We start from the raw sequence: 21422 nt of genomic DNA, 5'->3' as shown, positions 1-21422 counted from the left end.
AATGCAGTATATTCTGCAAATATGTTAACATTCGTTAATGTTAAATTAATATTTTTTACTATTTGTATACTTGAATTTTTTTGTTTTCAATATCTATAATCCTCATCACATAAATCAAATTCAATTTATGTAAATCACTTTAAATTTTCTAAGGGAAAAATAATGAAGAAAAATAAAAAAATGATCGCAACAATTCTGCTCGCAATAACATTTATAAGTCCTTCAATTAGTTATGCTAAACCAGTGAATATAGCAAAAAAAATTCCAGATACTTTTAAAGAAACATGGGTTGTTATAGGTGATACAAAACTGGAAAAGCAATACTGTAAAAACCCAAAAAAAAATGAAAACCTTATAGCAGAATCCTTTTCTATCAATACTAAAAACAATACATGGGTGCTTGATTTTCCTTCAGATTACACTGTAATTGGTAAAGTACAATCACTAACCGAAGCAACACCTACAAAATTAAAAGGAATGGCACGATATTCGGTTGATTCATATCATGGTACATCTGATTCAGGAAAAGGAAATTTTGAGTTTGTTATTAAAAATAATCGACTTTATTTGCTACAACATCCAAAAGACTTTTTTGAATTACAAGAATCTCGCTTAAAAAGCCAAGGGGCAATACGCTGCACGCAAAATTAAGATTTAATCCCCTATATAAAAAGGGGATTAAATCTCAAAATTATTGATTAATCTATATTTAACTATAGTGATACATTATTTTCATTAGAAAGCTTTTATACAGTTTCATAAATCGTAGATCAACGCCTAAAAACCAACGAAACTTATGCACATCAAACTTGATCACACCTACTATGCTCAAAAAACATTTTCACTGATTTATAACCTTATTTTGCTCTAGCAAAAACAATATTAAGTAATATCCACCACCATAAAGACAAATAATGTCCATCGACACTAAATTAAAGGCCACAATTCCCCATTATTTTTAACCAAAACAATGAAATGTTTTACATTTCTAGGCCATATCCACAAAAACCGATAACCCTTTAAAAACCCGACTGTATTTTTAACATCAAGCAAACTTTTTTGCTGGTCTCTTTTACTATTAAAACAATGATCACAGCAACAATACAATTAGTCACAAGTGTTCACTAGTGCGCCAATAAATTTCTGTTATACTGATATCGTGCATAACATTGAAACAAAAAACCAGCAATTTAAAAACCTAACAAATTAATTTAGTTAACAAATGAAATAATCATTTTTCATACCATAAATTATAGTTTCATTAACTCACTCCTTTAGACAACTGTTTTATTGTAGGGGATCATGATGATCAGCATTTTTGAATTATTTAAAATAGGTATCGGCCCTTCAAGCTCTCATACGGTTGGACCAATGAAAGCAGGCAATCAATTTTGTCAAACCCTACATAAACTTGCCCTAACACCAAAGGTAACCACCATACAGGTTGATATTTATGGCTCCCTTGCCCTAACAGGAAAAGGGCATAGAACCGATATCGCCATTATATTAGGACTAGCAGGTTTTGAACCTGCTACAGTGGATGTTGATGCGATTGATTTTATTATTTCAGATATTGAACATTCACACTCCTTAATGATTGGTGGCAGTGATAAACATATTGCTTTTGATACCGAAAAAAACATCACCTTTCATTATGAAGAAAACTTACCCTTACACGAAAATGGCTTAAAAATAGAAGCTTTTGGCGATACAGGTTTGGTACTGAGCAAAGTATATTATTCCATTGGTGGTGGCTTTATTGTCGAAGAAGAACAATTTAATCAACCTGAAAGCGGCAGACCTACCGTACCTTATCCATTTGATACAGCAGAACATTTACTGCAACTTTGCCAACAACACCAATACACAATTGATCAACTGGTTTACCAAAATGAATTGTCTTACCATACTGCCCAAGAAATTGAAGATTATTTTGTCAAAATCTGGCAAACCATGCAGCAATGTATTCAGCGCGGTATTCACTCCGAAGGTGTTTTACCTGGCCCTTTACAGTTACCTAAACGTGCGGCACCTCTTTATCATCTGCTGATTTCTTCTGAAGAAAGTGCCACGGCCCCATTAAGAGTCATGGATTGGGTCAATATGTTTGCCTTGGCAGTCAACGAAGAAAATGCGGCAGGAGGACGAATTGTCACTGCCCCCACAAATGGGGCAAGTGGCATTATCCCCGCCGTTTTATCTTATTATCACCAGTTTATTCAGCCTTTAACCCCTGAGCTGATTATTCGATTTTTTATGAGCTCTGGTGCCATCGGTACTTTATATAAGAAAAATGCCTCTATTTCTGGCGCAGAAGTCGGCTGCCAAGGAGAGGTTGGCGTTGCCTGCTCAATGGCTGCCGCAGGTCTTGCAGATTTATTAGGGGGCAGCGCAGAACAAATTTGTATTGCAGCAGAAATTGGCATGGAACATAACTTAGGTTTAACCTGCGACCCTGTTGCAGGCCAAGTACAAATTCCATGTATTGAACGCAATGCCATTGCCTCAATGAAAGCCATCAACGCAGCAAGAATGGCGCTTCAACGTACAAGCTCACCCAGTGTTTCTTTAGACAAAGTCATCCAAACCATGTTTGAAACTGGGCGCGACCTTAATGCAAAATACCGCGAAACCTCTTTAGGTGGTTTAGCCAGTATTGTGATTGCTAAAGTGCAATGTTGATTGATTAATGATGATTGAACCTTTTAAAATAGCGGATATAGATGAAATTGCCACAATATGGCTGGAAACAAACATACAAGCACATGCCTTTATTCCTGCTATTTATTGGGAAGCACAATATCCCTTTGTAAAAGAAGCGTTAAAAAATGCAGTCGTTTTTATTTATCGTCACCCCCCTCATATTCAAGGATTTATCGGGTTAATCGATAACCATATTGCAGGCTTATTTGTGTCAACCAACTACCAATCACAAGGCATTGGCACCTGTCTACTAGAATATACAAAAAAATTACACCCTGTTTTGACACTTGACTGTTATGCAGACAATACCAAAACCTTATCATTTTATCAAAAACATGGCTTTCGTATCACCGAAGAAAAAATAGATGCTGATACAAGGAAACAAGAATATCATATGGTTTGGGAAAAATAATAAAAAATAGATGGTTAACAATACTTAAAGTTACTCATCTATTTTTTATCAAATAAAGTAGACTAATATCCTATCATCTACTCTAGCAAAGATTAATGATGATCCCCGATCGAAATAGCAATTCGATTAAAAGCATTCATCAAAGAGATCACTAAAGTCAAATCTGCAATTTCTTTTTCAGAAAAATGGCTATGAAGCTCTGCCAATAAATCATGTCGATTAGGCAAAAACTGAGTCACACTTTCTGCCCATGCCAAAGCGATTTTCTGTTGATCATTAAACGCACTGGATAAAGACCAACCCGATAATCTGTCTAAAACAGTTTGTTCTATACCCAATTGCCTTGCCTCATGAGCATGCATAGCACAGCAATAAGCACATCCATTAATCTGTGAGACTCTCAGCTCAACCAACGCCCTGAGCTGCGGTTCTAGTTCAGATTGAGTCAACATTTCATGTGCTTGATAAAGATGTTTCATCACATCTTTAGAAATCTGTTCATAATTCATTTATGAGCCCTCTCCCATTAACCTCGCCATCGTTTAATGATGGATATTGCTTATAACTTTACCCTATCTATTTTAGGTGGATAAAGATTGATGATCTGCCCTACTATTTTTTGAATCAATTGATCTTTTTGAGAAGGAGACAATGACCGACTGTCATCTACAATTTCTTTTGCACTGCCTCTCCAAACTAATTTATCTGTTTGTCGATCAATCAAATCAATTTGAATGGTTGCCACTTGGTAATACATCGAATAGGTGCGCACATAATCTGGCCCTGTCCAAAAATCATGCCAATATGGATCCCACCCCATATAATGCCCTTCGGCAACATTGGTTTTTCTTGTATCGAGAATCAAATAAGCTTGTACTTTTAAATCTGCTTTCTGGGCAGACTCAACCTTTAACCCCTTACGGGTTAACTCATTGTTTATGGATGCAACAATTCTGCTTTCAGTTAAGTCACTTCTGATATATGACTCATCTGGCTGATAAATTAAAGCTGGTGTATTGAATGCAAAACTTTGATAAAGGCTAAAATCTCGGGCTCGGTCATAATCATTAGCCAATTGAGGCACGCTTTGACATGCACCTAAGCTTAAGACTAATAAAAAAATCATGAAATAACGTTTCATAAGAACCCCAATTAATTATATTATTTTATATATAAGCATAGTATAGAACATTTTTTATTTAGAGCAACACAAAAATAAAAAAATGCCAAACGCCATAAAAAAAACCACTATATCTCATAGTGGTTTTTTAAAATAAAGCTAAAGATATTAATTATTAAGCATCGGGCACACTCAATGCGTTGATGCTGTAACCACCATCAACGTAAGTAATTTCACCTGTAACACCAGAGGCCAAATCAGACAATAAAAACGCTGCAACATTACCCACCTCGTCTGTTGTGACATTACGCCTAATTGGGTTTTGCTCTGCAACATGGCTCAATAGTTTGCCAAAATTACCAATACCAGAAGCGGCTAATGTTTTAATCGGGCCTGCTGAAATACCATTACAACGAATCCCTTCTTTCCCAACAGTAGAAGCCGTAAAACGAATCGACGCCTCTAAACTGGCTTTAGCCAAACCCATCACATTATAGTTAGGGATCGCACGTACAGCACCTAAATAGGTTAAAGCCAATAAAGCCGAATTACGGTTACGCATCATTGGACGGGCAGCTTTTGCCAATGCAGGAAAGCTATAACTAGACACTTCATGCGCGACACTAAATGCTTCACGCGTTAACGCATCTAAGAAATCACCATCTAGAGACTCTTTGGGTGCAAAAGCAATAGCATGAACCAAACCGTCTAAACCATCCCAGTTTTTAGCTAAGTCAACAAATAATTGTTCTATTTCATCATCATTTTGTACATCACAACGGAAGACAAGATCAGAGCCAAACTCTTTGGCCATTTTACGAACACGTTCTTCTAATTTATCTACCACATAAGTAAATGCAAGTTCAGCACCTTGGTTATGACACGCCTTAGCAATACCATAAGCAATAGAACGATCAGAAATCATGCCTGTGATTAAAATCTTTTTGCCTTGCAAGAAACCCATTATGTCTCCCTGTTTCTATTATTTTTGCGTAAAGGCGTAATTATATCGAAAACTTCCTTTAAAAACAAAAAAGCGTATAAAAATTTATGTACATTAACGATAAACTATTGGTCTATTTATTCAAGGAAAACCTTGTTGGGTCAGGATTATTCCCTATTATGTTTAGGGTTTTTATTTTTTTATTACACGCTCAAAAATTGCCACAAAACAGCCTTAAAACATGATGAATAGAGTAAAAGACAGAATTACTTTAATCAAAAAACCATCAAAATAGAACCAAAACCTGAAAAGTAATAAACAGCATCTCGGCTTTTATTTCAAAAAACAATCATTCATCATCTACCACTTATTAATTATAAAAAAAAACTTTAAAAAAATAAAAATATTAAATACTCACTATCAAAAAATAAAAAATCATAATAAGATAATGACATAATATTATTTTTATTGATTATTTTTAAAAAATAATATCCTCTCTAATTAATCTAAAGTTTAATATTTAAACATAAAAATCATTCATATTAAATATAAAATAAATAATTTTTATACCTAAAGAATAAATGGTTTATTTAAAAGAACAATTGTAAAGTTTTTTACTTTTATGAAATGAATTTTACCAATGTAATTGATCTGGGAACATTAACACTCGGTCAACTTAGCATGTCGCTTGCCTATGGCGTATCGAAAGATGATTCTATTATCGTAGGAACATCATTTAATAAGAATAATGCTATGTATACCTTTAAATTTGATGCTCTTAACAACATAAAAAATTAGGCACGCTAAAAGCTGATAATACAGGAAGCTCAACAGCCAATGCTAGAAAAGATCATTGTAAGGCAAACACAAAATGACAATTATAAAAACCATTTAGCTCAATAGACAGAAAGATTCTTTTAGAAATATTATCAACAATTTTAATATCACATATAAATAAATTTTTTATCTAAAATATTGAACTTTATAAAGAAAACAACAATCAAATCTAAAAATAAAAATATTTAGAATAGCTATAAACATGACCATTATTTATAACTTTTTAACCCTCAACACATCTAATGAATGAATAATTGAAAGGCCATCAATGAAGCTAAAACACGTTCAAAGAATAAAAAATAATGTTATCGTAAAAACACCAATAAGTTTTAAGCATAAAACAATAGTTCAGTTATTAATATCAAACTTACTTTTAATTTATACAGCTCAGTCACCAGCCTTGGTTATATCTGAAGACTTTAGAAATGCCGCTACATCCAATGCATGGTTGATCCCACCTATTGGAACAGGGGCTACTTCTAATTGGGCTTGTTTAAGTGCAGGCAATAATGTGGGTGTGGCATCAGGAAATATTGCTGGCTCTCCCCCACAATGCAACAAAAATTATATCTCGCTAGATCAACCCGGCAAAGGAGCCCTCATTTTAACCTATGCCAGAAACTCTGGCGGAGGGGGAATAGCATCAAACTTTACTTTTCCAACCAATGAAGGCATAGAGGTGACTTTCGTTACCCGAACTTATGGTACTACAAGTGCTAGTGGTGCTAATGGCGCTGATGGCATGAGCTTTTTCCTTGCCGATGGCGATAGACCAGCCTCAATTGGAGGGTTAGGTGGAGGCTTGGGTTATGCTTGTGTCGGTAACAGTTTTAATTTCTCAGGTGCTAATAGTGGGGTCGATGGCGGTTATCTTGGGATTGGGATTGATGAATGGGGCAATTTTACCAATCCAAGACATGGCCCAGGAACTGGCCCAGGAGAAATTCGAAACACAATAGGTGTAAGGGGTGGTGGTAATATGAACATCAAGTACTTACAAGAAAAATATGGGAGTACAGGAATTACTGATGCGGAAATTCAAAAAAATTATTGTCGCACGGGTGATATATACCGTAACAGAAATCCAAATATTATTATTGGCAAAGAACTTCATTATCAATATCTAGGGCATAAAACCCTTTCCTCACAGACACCAATGGTTAGTAGTGCATGGAAAACCCGAGACCAAGCTAAACCTCTAACATACAAAGTTAAAATGACACCTGCTGGTATTTTAGGCGTTTGGTTAAGCTACAACGGTGGCGCATTTCAACCTATCATTCAAGATATGAACATTATTGAAAAAAATGGTTACTTACCTAAATCATTTCGTTTTGGTTTTGCGGCATCTACTGGAGGAGCAAATAATGTCCATGAAGTAGCTTGTTTTAAAGCAGAACCTGCCAGTACCGCACAAGGCTCTGTTTCTACAGGCGCACCTGATAGTACCTATAAAACAGACATGAATGTCTACACATCATACTATAACCCTTTATATTTAGATGGCCATTTACTGGCCTATAATATCCGTAAAGACATCACAACAGGCTCGCTTGTTGTGAATGACTACCCAGAATGGGACGCTTCTTGTGGGCTAACAGGAGGGGCTTGTGAAGCTTTAGAAAACACACCAAATGTCTCTGAAACTTCTCCAAATAATCGGGCTTTATGGACTTATTCAGGCGCAGCTGGCACGGCTTTAGAGTGGTCATTGTTACCAACTGATGTACAAAATAGTTTAAATGGGGTCAATGCGTCTAACTTATCAGGTGATGGACATGGTGAGGCTCGATTAAACTTTATTAGAGGGGTACGTACTCATGAAGCCCCTGACGCTTTAGATTTCAGAAAACGCAAAAGTGTTTTAGGCGATATCATTGACTCATCTCCAGCTTGGGTTGGCTCTCCTAGTCAAATTTATGACAATGCTTGGCAAGATAAAAAACACTCAGGAACCCAACCTGAAACGGGACAACAATTATACAGTGCATTTAAAGCGGCTCACAATCAGCGGATGCATATGGTTTATGTCGGTTCTAATGATGGTTTCTTGCATGGCTTCCGTACAGGTGCTTATGATGCATCAGGTCAATTTTCTACAGAGGTACACCCTAATGATGGTAAGGAAATGATGGCATTTATGCCATTGAGTGTTTTAAAACGCATGCATCAGGCCTCAGACACATTGGATTTTAGCAGTACCCAATATGCACATAATTTTTATCATAATGCCAGCCCAAGCACTGGTGATGTATTTTATAACGGACAGTGGCATACATGGTTGGTCAGTGGTTTAGGTGAAGGCGGTGCTACAATTTATGCCCTAGATATTACTGACCCTGCCTCATTTAATCAAACCACTGCTTCTGCCAATAAACATGTTATTGGTGAGTGGTCTTTTAAAAAAGATGATCCTATTTGGAAACATTTAGGCAATACTTATGGTAAACCAGCTATTGGCAGGTTCCATAATGGTCAGTGGGGCGCTGTCTTTGGAAATGGTTGGTGTACGGATACAGATGCGGCAAATGGTAACTGTAGTATAGATGGACTGTCTGGTGAAGCAGGTATTTATGTGATGTCTATTGGTTCATCTGGCACGCCAGAATTTGAGTTTATTGGAACAGGCGTAGGCTCAAGCACTGATCGTAATGGCATTGCCTATACCACACCAGTAGACATTGACGATGACAATACCATTGATTTTGTTTACGCTGGGGATATAAAGGGTAACCTTTGGCGCTTCAATTTAAATAGACAAAACACATCGGGCGCAAAATGGGCAGATTTAAAGCCTCAATTATTGTTTAAAGCAGATACCAATCAAGCAATCACAACTAAAGTGGCCAATTTTTATGATGAAAAGACAGGAAAATTGATGTTGGTTTTTGGTACAGGTCAGCGTAAACCTGGATATTTGGATAGTGCTGACTCTTATGCGACTGGAACTCAAGCTATTTATGGTGTCTGGGATCAGGATATTGCAACTATTGACGCTGACCATCAGCCTACTCATGCAACAAAAGCGCTTTACAGTAAAGCCCAATTGCAACAGCAAACGATTAATACTGGCACCAATCAATTAAGCCAATACTCTGTGTGTTGGGCGGGTAATGCAAATTGTGTCGACACTAAGGCACAGTATGGTTGGTATATGAATTTACCAACATCAGGTGGTGAGTATGAACAGCTTATTTATAATCCAGCCATATATAAAGATACGGTTGTGATTAATACTTATATCAACGACTCTACATCTGTGGCTTCTTGTGATGCGGCAGCGCCAACAGGCTACTCTTATCCACTTAAAGCTGAAACTGGGTCTGGAATTAAAGATTTTTTTGGAAAAACCACTGAAACAGCAACAGGGGCATACCGTGAATCACTGGGTGCGGTAGGGGAATCTAGTTTCCTTGTCTCAGACGGAAGGACATATACGGTCACCAAGAATGATAAGGGACAGCTTATTTTAAAAGAGGTTTTTTTCGATCAAGAAAAAAGAGCTAGACGAATTTCTTGGAGAATCATTGTATAAGATATTCAACTCCTTAGTACCCCTTACGACAGAATTTCAAAGAAAAAATGATTATTTTTGTCGCAAGAGGGTTTTTATATGCACGGACAAAAAAATAATTACAAATGATCAACTTTAAAAACAATTGAGTATTAAAATTGGCAAATGAAACTTGCTCAGAATAAATTCATCCTCATGATAATCGATCACAAACACTCTTGAGTACACAATAAAAAAGCAACCAATCATGGTTGCTTTTTCTGACTTCATTAATAGCTTCAATCTTTACCACTGATAATTGACTCCAACCTGTCCTTCATAACGAGTGTAACCATTTCCGCCCCATTGTGTCCCTACCTGACCCCACACCTTCCAACTCTTCGCTATCGTGCCTTGTAAGCCCAACTTCACTTCCGCTCTGTCTTTTGGGACACCGTCTTTTAAAACTTCACCATTAAAACTTAACTCATTTTTTGCGGTATGGTGTAACCAGTTCGCTTCCAAATACGGTTTGGCTGTGTAACCTGTCACCGCTTTGCCATATAATCTGGCACCCACTCGAGTAATCACATCATTGGCTTTTAAACCACTTACCTTTAAGTTATTGCCATCTTGATGATCATCTGCCTTGTAATGGTTATAAGCAACCTGTACTTGGGGGGTTAAAATTACCTCAGTATTACCTTGGCTAAACAAATGCAGGCCATAACCCATTTCTAACGACACAGCAAAATTATTTGAGTCATACTTCTCTTCTTTATTGACCTGCCCTGCACCTGTGACTTTGTTTTTATACCAGCCATATTGTGCCCAACTGTCTACATACAAACCTTTACCTTGGTCTTGATCAGCAAACCAAGTACCGTAAACACCTACGCTGTATCCTGTCACTTTGCCTTTGGCTCTTGTTTTGGTCGCTTTTGATTGAACCTTTGATTCGGTTTCGCCATAAGCCGCCATTAAACCAAGATGCACATTGCCTTCTTGTACTTGCCAGTTGGCAATGTCTGTACCTAAATGCAACAGGTTACTGTCTGTATCCACATTCATGGAACCATTGATGCTTTGGTTTTTGGTGTTACTCGTTGAGGCTTTCATCCATGCAGATAAACCTTGTTTGCCATCATCTGCCGCATAAACGCTTCCTTGTCTGTCATGTAAGTTATGCATAAATAAAGCAGATGCTGCTGTTTGGTTGGCTAAGTACGCTGCTGTTGAAGGGTTTCTTAAAACGATTTCTGGCTCTTCTGGCTCTTCTGGCTCAGTAGGTCTTAACACATTGCTTAAATACCAGTTTTCATTTAGCTGACCTTTATCTAAAATATATTCGTAAGCACCTGCCGTTAATGGGCCTTTAAGGCTAAACGCCTGATCATCAGAAGTGCCTGAAACAGATATCACTTGAATGCCATCCCCTGTTGTTTTAACGCCTAAACTATTCAAGGTAGGGGTCACTGAAAGTAAGGTTGCCTCTGAACCTAAAACAACATCGCCATTCACAATAAGCTGATCCGATACGCTGTTGTTTCCATTAAGCTCGGTATTGATGTTCAGCTGCCCACCATTGGCTACATACTGTCCATTAATGGTTACAGTATCTCCTACTAAATTGTTTGAACCATTATTTTTACTGGTTAAATCAATCACACCAGAGGCATTATTGTTAAAGGTTGCCACATTAAATACGGCATTGCTTGGTGTTGCAGTATCACCAGCATCTTTATCGCTAAACTTAATCAGGCCATCATTGTTTAAGACGCTATTTGTACCACCTAAATGAAACATGACTTCATCTTTACTGCCTGAAGCGTAGTTTTGTAACTCTAGCGTACCCCCAGCTTGGTTATTTAAGGTTGTGGTGTCATGGACAGAAGAAATATCTATTTGACCAGTAATGATACCTGCATTATTGATTGTGGTTGTGCTGTTGCCACCAGAATCGATCTGGTAAATAGCCATATCATTTAAAGAATACAGTTTGGCGCCACGCTCTAAATTAATGGTATTACGCAAATCAGCAAGGGCCGGATGTAACAAAATACCCGCTGCATTAAACAGCCCATAAGCATAATAATATGGGCTATCATAATCCTGAGTTCCTCCTTGAACAAAAGCACCTTCTTTTAGGGTAATATTATGTGTCCCTTCAGAAGCCAGAATACCAATAGAGTTCGCAGTGATCTGATTGGTTACCGTAATATTAGTGGTGGCTTTACTCTCTAAGGGTGCCTCTGGATCTGACGCATCCGTATAAGTATGGGTAAAAATACCCACATCACTATTGGTAATGGTGTCACTGACGATATTTAAAGTAACCCCCTCAGTTATTATTGTATGAATACCTTTGTTATTATTGGTTTGCCTAACTACATCATTAAAGACGATTTCTTTATTATAAATCGAAACAATATAGGGCGAAGCAGCAAAACTACTGTCAGAAACCAAATTTATGCCATAACCATCATCTTGAGAAGAAAGATAAATGCTGCCATTATTGATGAGTTCTGCGTTTGCGTAGCTGTAAAAGTCAATACCCTTCGCGCTTCCATACAAAGTCCCACCGTTGGGGAGCGTAGTAGTAGCATCAATGGTGATGGTACCGTTGTTGGTTACTGACGCAAATTTACCAGTATGGTTGGCATAGTAAGCTATCCCTATTGAGCTTATGCTCTGAAATAGTGCATCACTAGGTACCTCAGAACCAACTGTAATATTGCCATTAGAAATTAAGGTATTACTACCGATCGTATTGAAATGGATACCAACTGCAGAACCAGCAGAACCGACAGACAAAACATTTATATCAGCACTAATATCCATTATATTCGTGCCTAGTGAATCCATTACAACAATACCCTGTGCGGCTCCTTTTCCTACTACATTAATGCTACTGCCTGCAGTTTTATCATCTGTAAAATGAAAATTATTGGCGGAAATGTAAATACCTGTGGCTTTACCACCAGAATTATTGAGGTTAATATCATATTGCCCCTCAAAGGTAAGAGCAGAGCTAGCCCCTAACGAGAGCATATCAATCCCAACAAGCTCACCATTAAGCTCAGCACTATTAGGATCTTTTTGTATATGAATAGCACTGTCTTTAAAAGATAACCGTACAGAGGCATCCTTTGAAACTGAGCCAATTCGAATACCGTTATTAACAGGACTACTCACAGAATCAATAGTGACATTATTTAATTCAAGGTTAACGTTTCCTATATCATCTATATAGTTACCTGCAGCAATAAAAGCCTTAAGATCATAAAGTGAGTCGGTATAAACATAATTAGGATCTGAATCGTCAATTAATTTATTTTCAATAACCAAATTCCCACCTTCTGGTTGATGGATACTGCTGTCTAAAGCAAAACTATGAGCACTCATCGCCATGAGGGAAAGAGATAAAATATTAAGTTTGTGGTGTTTTGGCTTTTTCATCATAATGGTCTTTCTAATTGCTGTATTTTTAGGTGCACTGAAGTGCAAAAATATAAAGTGGTGCAAATGAAGCTAAATGGTTAATCGGCGTATCCATAAAAAACTCCTTTTAAGGTTTATCAATTTATAGATTTATTCTAATATAAACATTTCCACCAATTTTCAAAATTTAAAATAATGTAATAAAATTTACAAAAAATAACAAAAATTAAAGATAAAAAACCAAATTAGCAATATTATCTAATGGTTATATTTCATGTTATGAGTAAAAATTATAAATTATTCTATAACTTTATATTTTTTATAAATTAATTAAAACTATATTTTTTAATTATAGCAAACACTGAATTCATAGAAAAACCAAAAAATCGGTTTATAGAAATATTTTGAATATTCTGAGAAAAGAATGCGTCATTTATGCCAATTTTATGGCAGACACAAAAAATAAAATCCATTTATTATTTTATTGGTAAACAATACTTTGACCAATTTAGAGGAAAATCATTCAGTGAAGAATATATGCTTGGTTTTCATCATATAGGTAAGATATTTTGACTATTAAAAGCTCAAAAATATGTGATCGGTTATGTCTATTAAGTTTAAAGCTAGAGTCTGCTATGATTTGAAATAATTTGTTATAGAAGGTTTATCTTGCTTAAAAAAATACTGATACTACTTTTCTCCCAATATACTTTCTAAGAAAAACATATACCTATTTTCCCACATATTAATAGAGTCTTTATAAACTACAAATTTACCCCCAACCAGTATTTCACCTTGGGCTTTTAATATATAACCATTTTCTAAATCAAACTGTATAGAAGAATTTGTTCCAGTTATTTTCATTCTTTATTTCTTTCAAATATAATTTTTTCAATATTCGTCTTAGGATCGATGATTGTTATTTTAGTAACAACAAGATTTTTTTCAATAAATTATTTAATAGAAAAGAAAACTAAATTTTTTTGTAAACGAAACAATTTAGTTTTTAAATTTTTCTTTAACAGTTAGATTACCAAAAAACTACTAAACAGGATTTCCTCTATTCGCTCCTGGTTTCAAAATTAATAAATGGTCTAACTTTCTTTGTCTACATAAAACTACAAAATCTAGTGCTAAACTAGGATCATCCAAAAATTCATAATATTGCTTTCTTTCTAGTCTATAATACTCCTCATAGTCAGTGAGATTATTCGCGACTGGAATAGAAAGAAGATGATCGCCTGTTTTAACATTTCTACCTATATAAAATCTATTTACCTGATCTAAGTAATCCACAGCTATATTACTCATGTCCAATACCTTTTAAATTAATTTTTTCTATATAAAAATCTATATTACTTGATAAATCTTTTGCATCAATAACGGCTTCACTCTCCCCCAGAGGTAGTTTTCCACCAGGAATCCATTGAGAATTTGCTCCTGCCTCGTTCCCAGAAGGAACCCTTAAATTTAATTTACTGTTATATGGAATATCTATTTTAATCGCACCAATCAAAGTATACTTAATATCCATTTTTTCCTTATGCTGTTATTTAAAATAATTTGGCATAGGAGTTTTTTCTTCAAATATCTTTTCTACATCCTGTTTTGCTACTGTTTTTACAAAATCATCTCTATCCCGAATGTCAAAATTTAATTTATCTGCAATCGATCTTTGTTCTACCCTTAAAAAATAATGCTTACTATCTTCACCTTCTACAGAACATTTTTCTCCATGATATATCGCATAAGTATTTACATAATAGACTTCATCTATTTCTGAAGAAGTAATATCTTTGACATAAATCTTTGGTTTATTTTTATCTCTATCGGGAAGTTCATACTCAATTCCATTTATTACTATAACTTTAGGTCTTTCATATACATGAAATCCATTTTCCATATCTACTGGATCCATTGACTTAAGCCAATATCTAATTGGTTGATTTTCAAAATTTGACTCTCCAATTCTATATTCTTTTTTCTTATATAAAGTGTAAGTACCATTTCTTATCATTTTTATTTATCCTTTTTTGGGAGCTTCATAAAATATCCTTCCCCATCTTCAATTTCAATATATCTTGCGATTAACTCTTCTTTCCCATCCACAACTCTGTATAACTCAGCACCATCTTGCGGCAAATCATACGCAGCCTTCCACTCTGGAATCACATCTCCATTTCTTGTCGCTGTAAATCCATTTCCTGTACAAGGCGCTTTAATATCTTCTGCTCCCCCTAATACCTTTGAATATGGAATATCTACAGTATCTGGTTTTTGTACCTTAAACTTAATCAAACCATAACTGTTTTTACTCTCTATAAAAGGCGTAGCATCATAATCTAATTGCAAAGTTTCAACCACTTCATCATAGTTCTTTATATACTGCACATCTTCTGCTCGGGCTATTTTTGGCTCCCTTTCTCGTATCAACTTCATCTATTGCTTAAATATTGAGAATTAATAGCTATAAATCTTTCAAAAAGCTATTTATATCCGTCAATTTATCGTGATCGTCGTCAATATAAGTATTTTGTAAACTATGACTTTCAGTCAAAAAATATTTTAAGATTGTTTTGTCAGAATAACTAATTAAATAAAAACTCAAACTATGACTAAAAATATTTTTTAAATATTTCAATTCATTTTCCTCAAAATCACCTTCAATTTCATTATTTTTATCAAGATAAATTCTATCTTTCTCAAATTCAATATTTAGCTTATCCTTTTCAAAAAAAATATTAAAATTACTTTTCTCCCAATCTTGATTTATTTTTTTTAATAAATCATTATCTTCAGAAATGATAATTACTGTTTCCATTAAAAGCTCCTACTTACTTTTTAAATAATCAAGTAAATCTTCTTCTTTAGTAAAAATTTTAAATCCGTTCTGCTCAGCACCTTTTATTATGGAGGGCTTTGCACTTGGCACATATGCTATTGTTTCTTTATTTGTTGCACTCATAGTATTTTTTAGTTGAGTAGTAAGACCTTTTCCACCACCACTTTTTACTTGAATAACGACATTATCCAATTCAATGTCTAAGTCTGTTAATATTCGCCCAGCACTATCTTGTATAACTACATTTACATCTTTTACTTTATCAGGAAATTTTTTTTCTATATTATTTGCTAAATCGCCAACTAGTGGATCTTTTGAAGTAAATGTTCTAGCTTTATTACTAACTATCTCAACTAATTGCTCTTCCAATTCCGTATTCAGTGTCTGCTCTGCAGACTTAAGTTTACTCAGTTGTGTGCCTTGTTGTTCTAATGGCTGAATACTCATTTTAGGGGTGACTTGAGTGGGTTTGTGCGGCTGGGGTTGTGGCCCAAACACACCTTTTTGTTCTACCTTCATCTTCAAGCTTAAATCTAGGGTATTGTCTGCATTCTTGATGTATTTAAGCTCGCTAATCTCCCCTGTTTTTAAGGCGTTTTGCGTCAGTTTAGCTGTCGCTGTTTCCAGTTTGCTTATATCCGCAAGACCATCGGCTGCTTTCATGCCTTTGCTGACTAAAGAACCTTTAGTCATGGGTGCAAAAACGGTCAAAACATCTATACCTACTTTAACCTGTTTCGCTTGGGTATTAAAGTCTCCTGTTAAATACGCTTGTTTGCCCTCTTTTAGCTGATTTGTCCCCCAGTTATAAATCTGCTCCGCCCGTTCTTGTTGTCTTTGGCTGGCTTGAGCGACTGTTTCAAAGTTCTTCCCTAATGTACCAAAGCTATATTTATTCAGGTTATCTAAAGTGGCATCTTTGCTGTAATTTAATACGGTTTTACCAATATTTAAAGTGGTTTGCGCCACTTCGGCATTATGGGCTCTGGACTTTTCAACTAAGTTGGGCGCAACTTTTGAGAGTAATCCAAAGCTTAAAGCATTCAGGCTTTCTACTTTGGTGGCACCCACGGTTTTGGCTGCCCCAACAGCAAGGCTTACTGTGCCTGTGACGGTCTCTTCTGCCCATAAGGCAGCACCTTTGTTCGCGCCTATTTGGGAAGCAGCGTATCGTTTGCCGTAAGCGAGCCAGCTATGGTCATTGGCATCCACTTTTAAGACTTGGGCAAGTTTGTTTTCTAAATGGGTGTAGTTTTGTAATACGTCGTTTTTAAGGTGATTGGCCTTGTCTAATAGGTTGCTGCCACCTTGAATGGGGGATCTGTGTGAATAGGGGCTACTGCTTGGGCTAAATTTGGGGGTCATTAACCCTAAGGTGGCGATAATCACTTCTTGAGTGTTGTTGGGTCTGTTTTTTTGAGCATAACTGAACGGATCAAACTTTTGCTCTTTGCGCATCTGTTGATAATAAGGGTCTTCACTCATTTGCCCTTTATTGAGGTTGGCTTGCTCGGTTTGTTGTTGAACTTTGAATTGCTCTTCTTGTTTCTTTTGCGCAGCCAGCTCTGCTCTAGCCTGATCTAGGGCTTGATTAAATTGACTCTCTTTGGCTATAGCCAACCCAGCAATCTTACTTAAATCTTGTTTTTGGGCTTGATCATATTGATTTGGGTCGTAATGGTAGGCTTTGTCGGGTCTGATATTGGGAATGGCATGACCATCATCACCCCTGATGAGTTTTATCTGCTCTGTCGCCAGTAAATAACCATAGGCGGCTTTGGGGTTCTCTGGATCAAGCTTACGCCCTAGGCTTTCTCCTGTTTCGCCTCTTTGTGCAATAACGGGGAGGCGTTCTTTTTGAAAATACTCTTCAACACTTTTACCTTCTAATATGGCTTGTGGGTCTAGTGTTAAGCGATAACCATCTGTCAACTCTATTTTAATTTGCTCTCCAGTTACTTCAAGATGATTGATTACTGGAGGAGTGCCTGTATGTTGGTGAACACTTTTACCCACTGCATTGGCTAAATAAGGAAAATCTTTTTCTGAAAATTGGGCGGTTATCTTATCATCTATTGCATGATTTTGACGTAATAGCTGGGTAATCTGGTTTTCTCGCTCTTTATATAAGGGCGGACGTTCTGCTTGTAATTCTTCTTTAAATTGTTCTAGGTACTGATTGGGATAAATATGCTGCTGTTCATTACGTTGAGTAACAAAGTATAAATCTTGTTTTTTGTCATCGTAACTTAAAATCTTCAATTGTGGTGGATCACCTGCATATTGATGAATCTGTTTGGCCATTGCATCTTTTAACAGAGCCTGTTGTTTGGGACTCAAGTGATCTTTCAGCTGTTTGTCTAGGTTAAATAGCCCCAATAATTCATCAATCTGCTTTTGTCGTTCTGGATTAATATTCTTTTGTTGCCCCTCAGGCAATTCTGGCTGATGTTGTGCCAGTACTTTTTGAATATCGACATGAACGGGAAGGTCTTTATCTAAATGGGCAAGCAAACTGCCATTGCTGATGGTGATCTTACCTTCTATCTTTTGTCCTGTTGGGCTACGAGCAACTTCTACAGCTAAGGCATCGGTTAATTGTTTTTGGTGTTCAGGGGGATAATCTTTAAGAGGGTTATCTTGTTGTAACTTTTGTTGCACCTCTTCAGTAGCCTCAGGCAGCTTTTGAGCAATACGCTGCTGCTCTTCTTGTTCACGCAACCAGCGTTGCTGTTGTTGAACTTCTAAGTCTATTTCTATTTGTGGGCGATCCATTATATAAAGTTATTTGGTGTATCCGTGTTTAAAATATGCCAATTATATGACAAAAACCAGCAACAAGCAAAAAAATTTAACCGATTTGTCATTTATTTCAAAAATTTACATATTGCTTTATTGTTGAATTTAAATGGCCAAATGTATCAACTATAAATTGCTCAGCTAATGCACTTATGCTAAAAATTCAGCCTGTTTTTTAGGCGTGTTTTTATCTATCAAAATAAGATTGTCGGATTTATTCAAGACAAGCACCTATAAAACCGTTATCTTGTGCTAATCACTCACCTTTAATTGAAACGGAAAAAAATATGAAATTAGGTTACACTATTTTGTATGTTGAAGATGTTAAAAAATCTTTAGCGTTTTATCAACAGGCCTTTAATCTTGATATAAAGTTTCTCCATGACTCTCATGACTATGGTGAATTAGACACAGGCAATACAACCTTATCTTTTTCTTCACGTAATCTGATGAAAAGCTTAAATAAAAACCCAAGCACACCAAATGCTCATGCGCCCAGTTTTGAAATTGCCTTTATTGTAGATGATGTGGCACAAACATTAGAAAAAGCACTGGCCTCTGGTGCCAAATTAATTCAAAATGTTGAACAAATGCCTTGGGGGCAAAACACTGCTTATATTACCGATCCAGACGGTTTCTTAGTGGAAATTTGCACAGCCGTTTCATCTTAACCATAACCAGAATCATGAATATGCTTATGCACCTGTTTATTTGAACGAAATTGAGTAGGGTTCACACCAAACCAACGTTTAAAATCACGGCTCATATGTGCCTGATCGGTATAACCATATTCATGAGCAATTTGAATAAGAGGTACTGTGTTTAATGTAGCACGCGCTGCTTTACGCACACGGGCAAGCGATTTCCAATATATAGGAGAGCGTTTGGTATGCTTTGTTAACAAACGCTCTAAACTACGCTCTGACACGCCTAATTGATTGGCAATAAAAGTGATGCTGTTTAAATGATCTTCAGCCAAAAAAGCCAATGCTTCTGCCACATCAACAGATAAAACCGTAAAATCATCCAATAGATTATAAATATCTGTTTGAGTAATGTCTTTTTTATATTTGATGGCAGTTAACAGCTTATCTTGTGCAATATATACCCCTGGGTATAAACGATACCCATGAAACACTTCTGAACAGACAGCATGAACTGGGTATGCTTGATTACTTAAATCGGAAACGAACCATTGTGGTGCATTATTTGGCACACAATTGACAATAAGATCGCGGCAACCATCTGGCAACACAATGGAACAATCAGGCTTAATACTTTGTGCTGACCATTCTTGTAGTAATGTTTTAGGCACAACCATATATCTACCACTGAACAGTAACGGGGATTGATTTTTATTGAGCAACAAACAACAAAAATCAATCCTAAATATTATTTTTTATCCCAAATACCGGCTTCTAATTTTGCTTGTATTTCTGGATATTTTGTGACATCAAAAGTAGGCAACTTACCTGCTTTTCTTTGTGCATTATAATCTTTAGCCAGTTTAATGGCTGAGCCTGATAATAATGAAATAGCAATTAGATTAGTGATGGCCATGAGCCCCATAGAAACATCCGCTAAATTCCAGACGAACTGTAAAGAAGCAACTGAACCAAAGATCACCATCGCCAATACAGCAACACGGAAAATGGTTAACCCCATTGGGTGATTTTGTTCCAAAAAGACCAAACAATTTTCTGCATAAAAATAATTAGCCACAATGGATGTAAAAGCGAAAAACAAGATAATGACAGCTAAAAAATAACGCCCCCACCCACCAACCTGACTGACCAAGGCATTTTGTACCAATAAAATACCTTCTCCTTCTTGGGCACCAGCCAACAAAATAATGGCAGCAGAAGCCGTACAAATCAAAATTGTGTCGATAAACACACCCGCCATTTGTACGTAGCCTTGTGATGCAGGATGTGGGGGATAAGGAGTAGCAGAAGCGGCAGCGTTAGGTGCAGACCCCATACCTGCTTCATTTGAAAATAAACCTCGTTTAAAACCATTTAAAATAGCGGCACCAAAGCCACCAGCAACAGTCTCTTGTATACCAAACGCATTTTTAACAATCAACACCAAAACATCAAGTAACTGACCAAAATTCATCACAATAATCACAATGGCCATCAATAAATACGCAACTGCCATAAAAGGAACAGCTAATTCAGAAAAACGGGCAATAGAACGTAAGCCCCCAAAGATGATTAACGCAGTTAAAACAACAAGTATAACGCCTGAAATCCATGGATCCAAACCAAAAGCGCCTTGCATCGCATTTGTAATGGTATTGGCCTGAACAGAATTAAATGCAAAACCAAAAGTGATGATTAAGAACACAGAAAATAAAATACCCATCCAACGGGCATTCAAACCTTTTTCCATATAGTAAGCGGGGCCTCCGCGAAACTGCCCTTTTTGATCTCTAATTTTAAATAGCTGTGCCAAAGTTGCTTCAACAAAACCTGTTGCAGCACCTACTAAGGCAATGGCCCACATCCAAAAAATGGCACCAGGGCCACCTAAGGTAATGGCAACTGCCACACCAGCCACATTACCTGTACCTACTCTGGCTGCAAGTGATGTACACAATGCCTGAAATGAGGATATCCCTGACTCATCGGTTTGTCTGCTGCCTTTAAGCACGGTAAACATATGTCCAAAATGGCAAAATTGAATAAATCCTAAACGCAAAGTGAAATACACACCACAACTGACTAAGAGCCAAATAAGAATTTTGCCCCAAATAAGTCCATTAATTATGTCAACAACCTGATTGGCAATATCCTGCATAAACATTTCCTCCTTTGTATTTTGTGTTAT

At 36.3% G+C, this 21422-nt stretch carries 18 protein-coding genes; 5 read left to right on the top strand and 13 right to left on the bottom strand.

Annotation, left to right across the window (positions count from 1 at the left end; genetic code table 11):
• Positions 1-162: 162 nt before the first annotated feature.
• From AADH04_RS10365 to AADH04_RS10355, 3 genes are all read left to right on the top strand, one after another.
• Positions 163-651 carry a hypothetical protein gene (locus tag AADH04_RS10365; protein ID WP_434777200.1) on the top strand — a complete coding sequence of 163 codons (489 nt, stop codon included), beginning with the start codon at positions 163-165 and terminating at the stop codon, positions 649-651.
• A gap of 651 nt (positions 652-1302) precedes the next feature.
• A complete protein-coding gene (locus AADH04_RS10360; protein ID WP_434777199.1) occupies positions 1303-2682 on the top strand; it encodes an L-serine ammonia-lyase in 1380 nt (459 codons plus the stop codon).
• A 7-nt stretch (positions 2683-2689) separates the two neighbouring features.
• Complete coding sequence (locus AADH04_RS10355; RefSeq protein WP_434777198.1) at positions 2690-3115, top strand: GNAT family N-acetyltransferase; 426 nt, start codon at positions 2690-2692, stop codon at positions 3113-3115.
• A gap of 92 nt (positions 3116-3207) precedes the next feature.
• On the opposite strand, the gene AADH04_RS10350 is transcribed toward AADH04_RS10355, so the two are convergent.
• The 3 genes from AADH04_RS10350 to fabI all read right to left on the bottom strand — a co-directional run bounded on the left by AADH04_RS10350 (position 3208) and on the right by fabI (position 5199).
• A complete protein-coding gene (locus AADH04_RS10350) occupies positions 3208-3624 on the bottom strand; it encodes a carboxymuconolactone decarboxylase family protein (RefSeq protein WP_434777197.1) in 417 nt (138 codons plus the stop codon).
• Between the two features lie 50 nt (positions 3625-3674).
• Entirely contained in the window at positions 3675-4256 is a 582-nt protein-coding gene (locus AADH04_RS10345) for a DUF4136 domain-containing protein (RefSeq protein WP_434777196.1), read from the bottom strand.
• Between the two features lie 154 nt (positions 4257-4410).
• Positions 4411-5199 carry an enoyl-ACP reductase FabI gene (fabI, locus tag AADH04_RS10340; protein WP_434777195.1) on the bottom strand — a complete coding sequence of 263 codons (789 nt, stop codon included), beginning with the start codon at positions 5197-5199 and terminating at the stop codon, positions 4411-4413.
• 1216 nt (positions 5200-6415) lie between these two features.
• Between fabI and AADH04_RS10335 the strand changes: the two genes are divergently transcribed.
• Positions 6416-9550, top strand: coding sequence for a pilus assembly protein (locus tag AADH04_RS10335; protein ID WP_434777194.1), 3135 nt, complete (start codon positions 6416-6418; stop codon positions 9548-9550).
• 264 nt (positions 9551-9814) lie between these two features.
• Here AADH04_RS10335 and AADH04_RS10330 read toward each other — a convergent pair whose 3' ends face one another.
• The 8 genes from AADH04_RS10330 to AADH04_RS10295 form a co-directional block, all read right to left on the bottom strand.
• Positions 9815-12970, bottom strand: a complete 3156-nt coding sequence (locus tag AADH04_RS10330) for an autotransporter outer membrane beta-barrel domain-containing protein (RefSeq protein ID WP_434777193.1) — start codon at positions 12968-12970, stop codon at positions 9815-9817.
• Between the two features lie 669 nt (positions 12971-13639).
• Complete coding sequence (locus tag AADH04_RS10325; protein WP_434777192.1) at positions 13640-13813, bottom strand: hypothetical protein; 174 nt, start codon at positions 13811-13813, stop codon at positions 13640-13642.
• A 180-nt stretch (positions 13814-13993) separates the two neighbouring features.
• Positions 13994-14260 (bottom strand): hypothetical protein, encoded by a 267-nt coding sequence (locus AADH04_RS10320; RefSeq protein ID WP_434777191.1) that lies wholly within the window; start codon positions 14258-14260, stop codon positions 13994-13996.
• Positions 14253-14483 (bottom strand): hypothetical protein, encoded by a 231-nt coding sequence (locus AADH04_RS10315; protein WP_434777190.1) that lies wholly within the window; start codon positions 14481-14483, stop codon positions 14253-14255. The genes AADH04_RS10320 and AADH04_RS10315 overlap by 8 nt, the downstream gene beginning before the upstream one ends.
• Before the next feature lie 15 nt (positions 14484-14498).
• Positions 14499-14966 (bottom strand): hypothetical protein, encoded by a 468-nt coding sequence (locus AADH04_RS10310; RefSeq protein ID WP_434777189.1) that lies wholly within the window; start codon positions 14964-14966, stop codon positions 14499-14501.
• A gap of 2 nt (positions 14967-14968) precedes the next feature.
• A complete protein-coding gene (locus AADH04_RS10305; protein WP_434777188.1) occupies positions 14969-15388 on the bottom strand; it encodes a hypothetical protein in 420 nt (139 codons plus the stop codon).
• Between the two features lie 28 nt (positions 15389-15416).
• Entirely contained in the window at positions 15417-15770 is a 354-nt protein-coding gene (locus tag AADH04_RS10300) for a hypothetical protein (protein ID WP_434777187.1), read from the bottom strand.
• Between the two features lie 9 nt (positions 15771-15779).
• Positions 15780-18566 (bottom strand): hypothetical protein, encoded by a 2787-nt coding sequence (locus AADH04_RS10295; RefSeq protein WP_434777186.1) that lies wholly within the window; start codon positions 18564-18566, stop codon positions 15780-15782.
• Positions 18567-18877: 311 nt separating this feature from the next.
• Between AADH04_RS10295 and AADH04_RS10290 the strand changes: the two genes are divergently transcribed.
• Positions 18878-19261 carry a VOC family protein gene (locus AADH04_RS10290; protein ID WP_434777185.1) on the top strand — a complete coding sequence of 128 codons (384 nt, stop codon included), beginning with the start codon at positions 18878-18880 and terminating at the stop codon, positions 19259-19261.
• Here the strand turns inward: AADH04_RS10290 and AADH04_RS10285 are convergent.
• Both AADH04_RS10285 and AADH04_RS10280 read right to left on the bottom strand, forming a co-directional pair.
• Positions 19258-19905, bottom strand: a complete 648-nt coding sequence (locus tag AADH04_RS10285; protein ID WP_434777184.1) for a helix-turn-helix domain-containing protein — start codon at positions 19903-19905, stop codon at positions 19258-19260. The genes AADH04_RS10290 and AADH04_RS10285 overlap by 4 nt on opposite strands.
• Positions 19906-19982: 77 nt before the next feature.
• Positions 19983-21392 (bottom strand): alanine/glycine:cation symporter family protein, encoded by a 1410-nt coding sequence (locus AADH04_RS10280; protein ID WP_434777183.1) that lies wholly within the window; start codon positions 21390-21392, stop codon positions 19983-19985.
• Positions 21393-21422: the final 30 nt, after the last annotated feature.

The organism is Neisseria sp. Ec49-e6-T10 (assembly GCF_051132615.1).
Taxonomy (GTDB): Bacteria; Pseudomonadota; Gammaproteobacteria; order Burkholderiales; family Neisseriaceae.
This window is presented reverse-complemented; position numbering and strand designations above follow the sequence as displayed.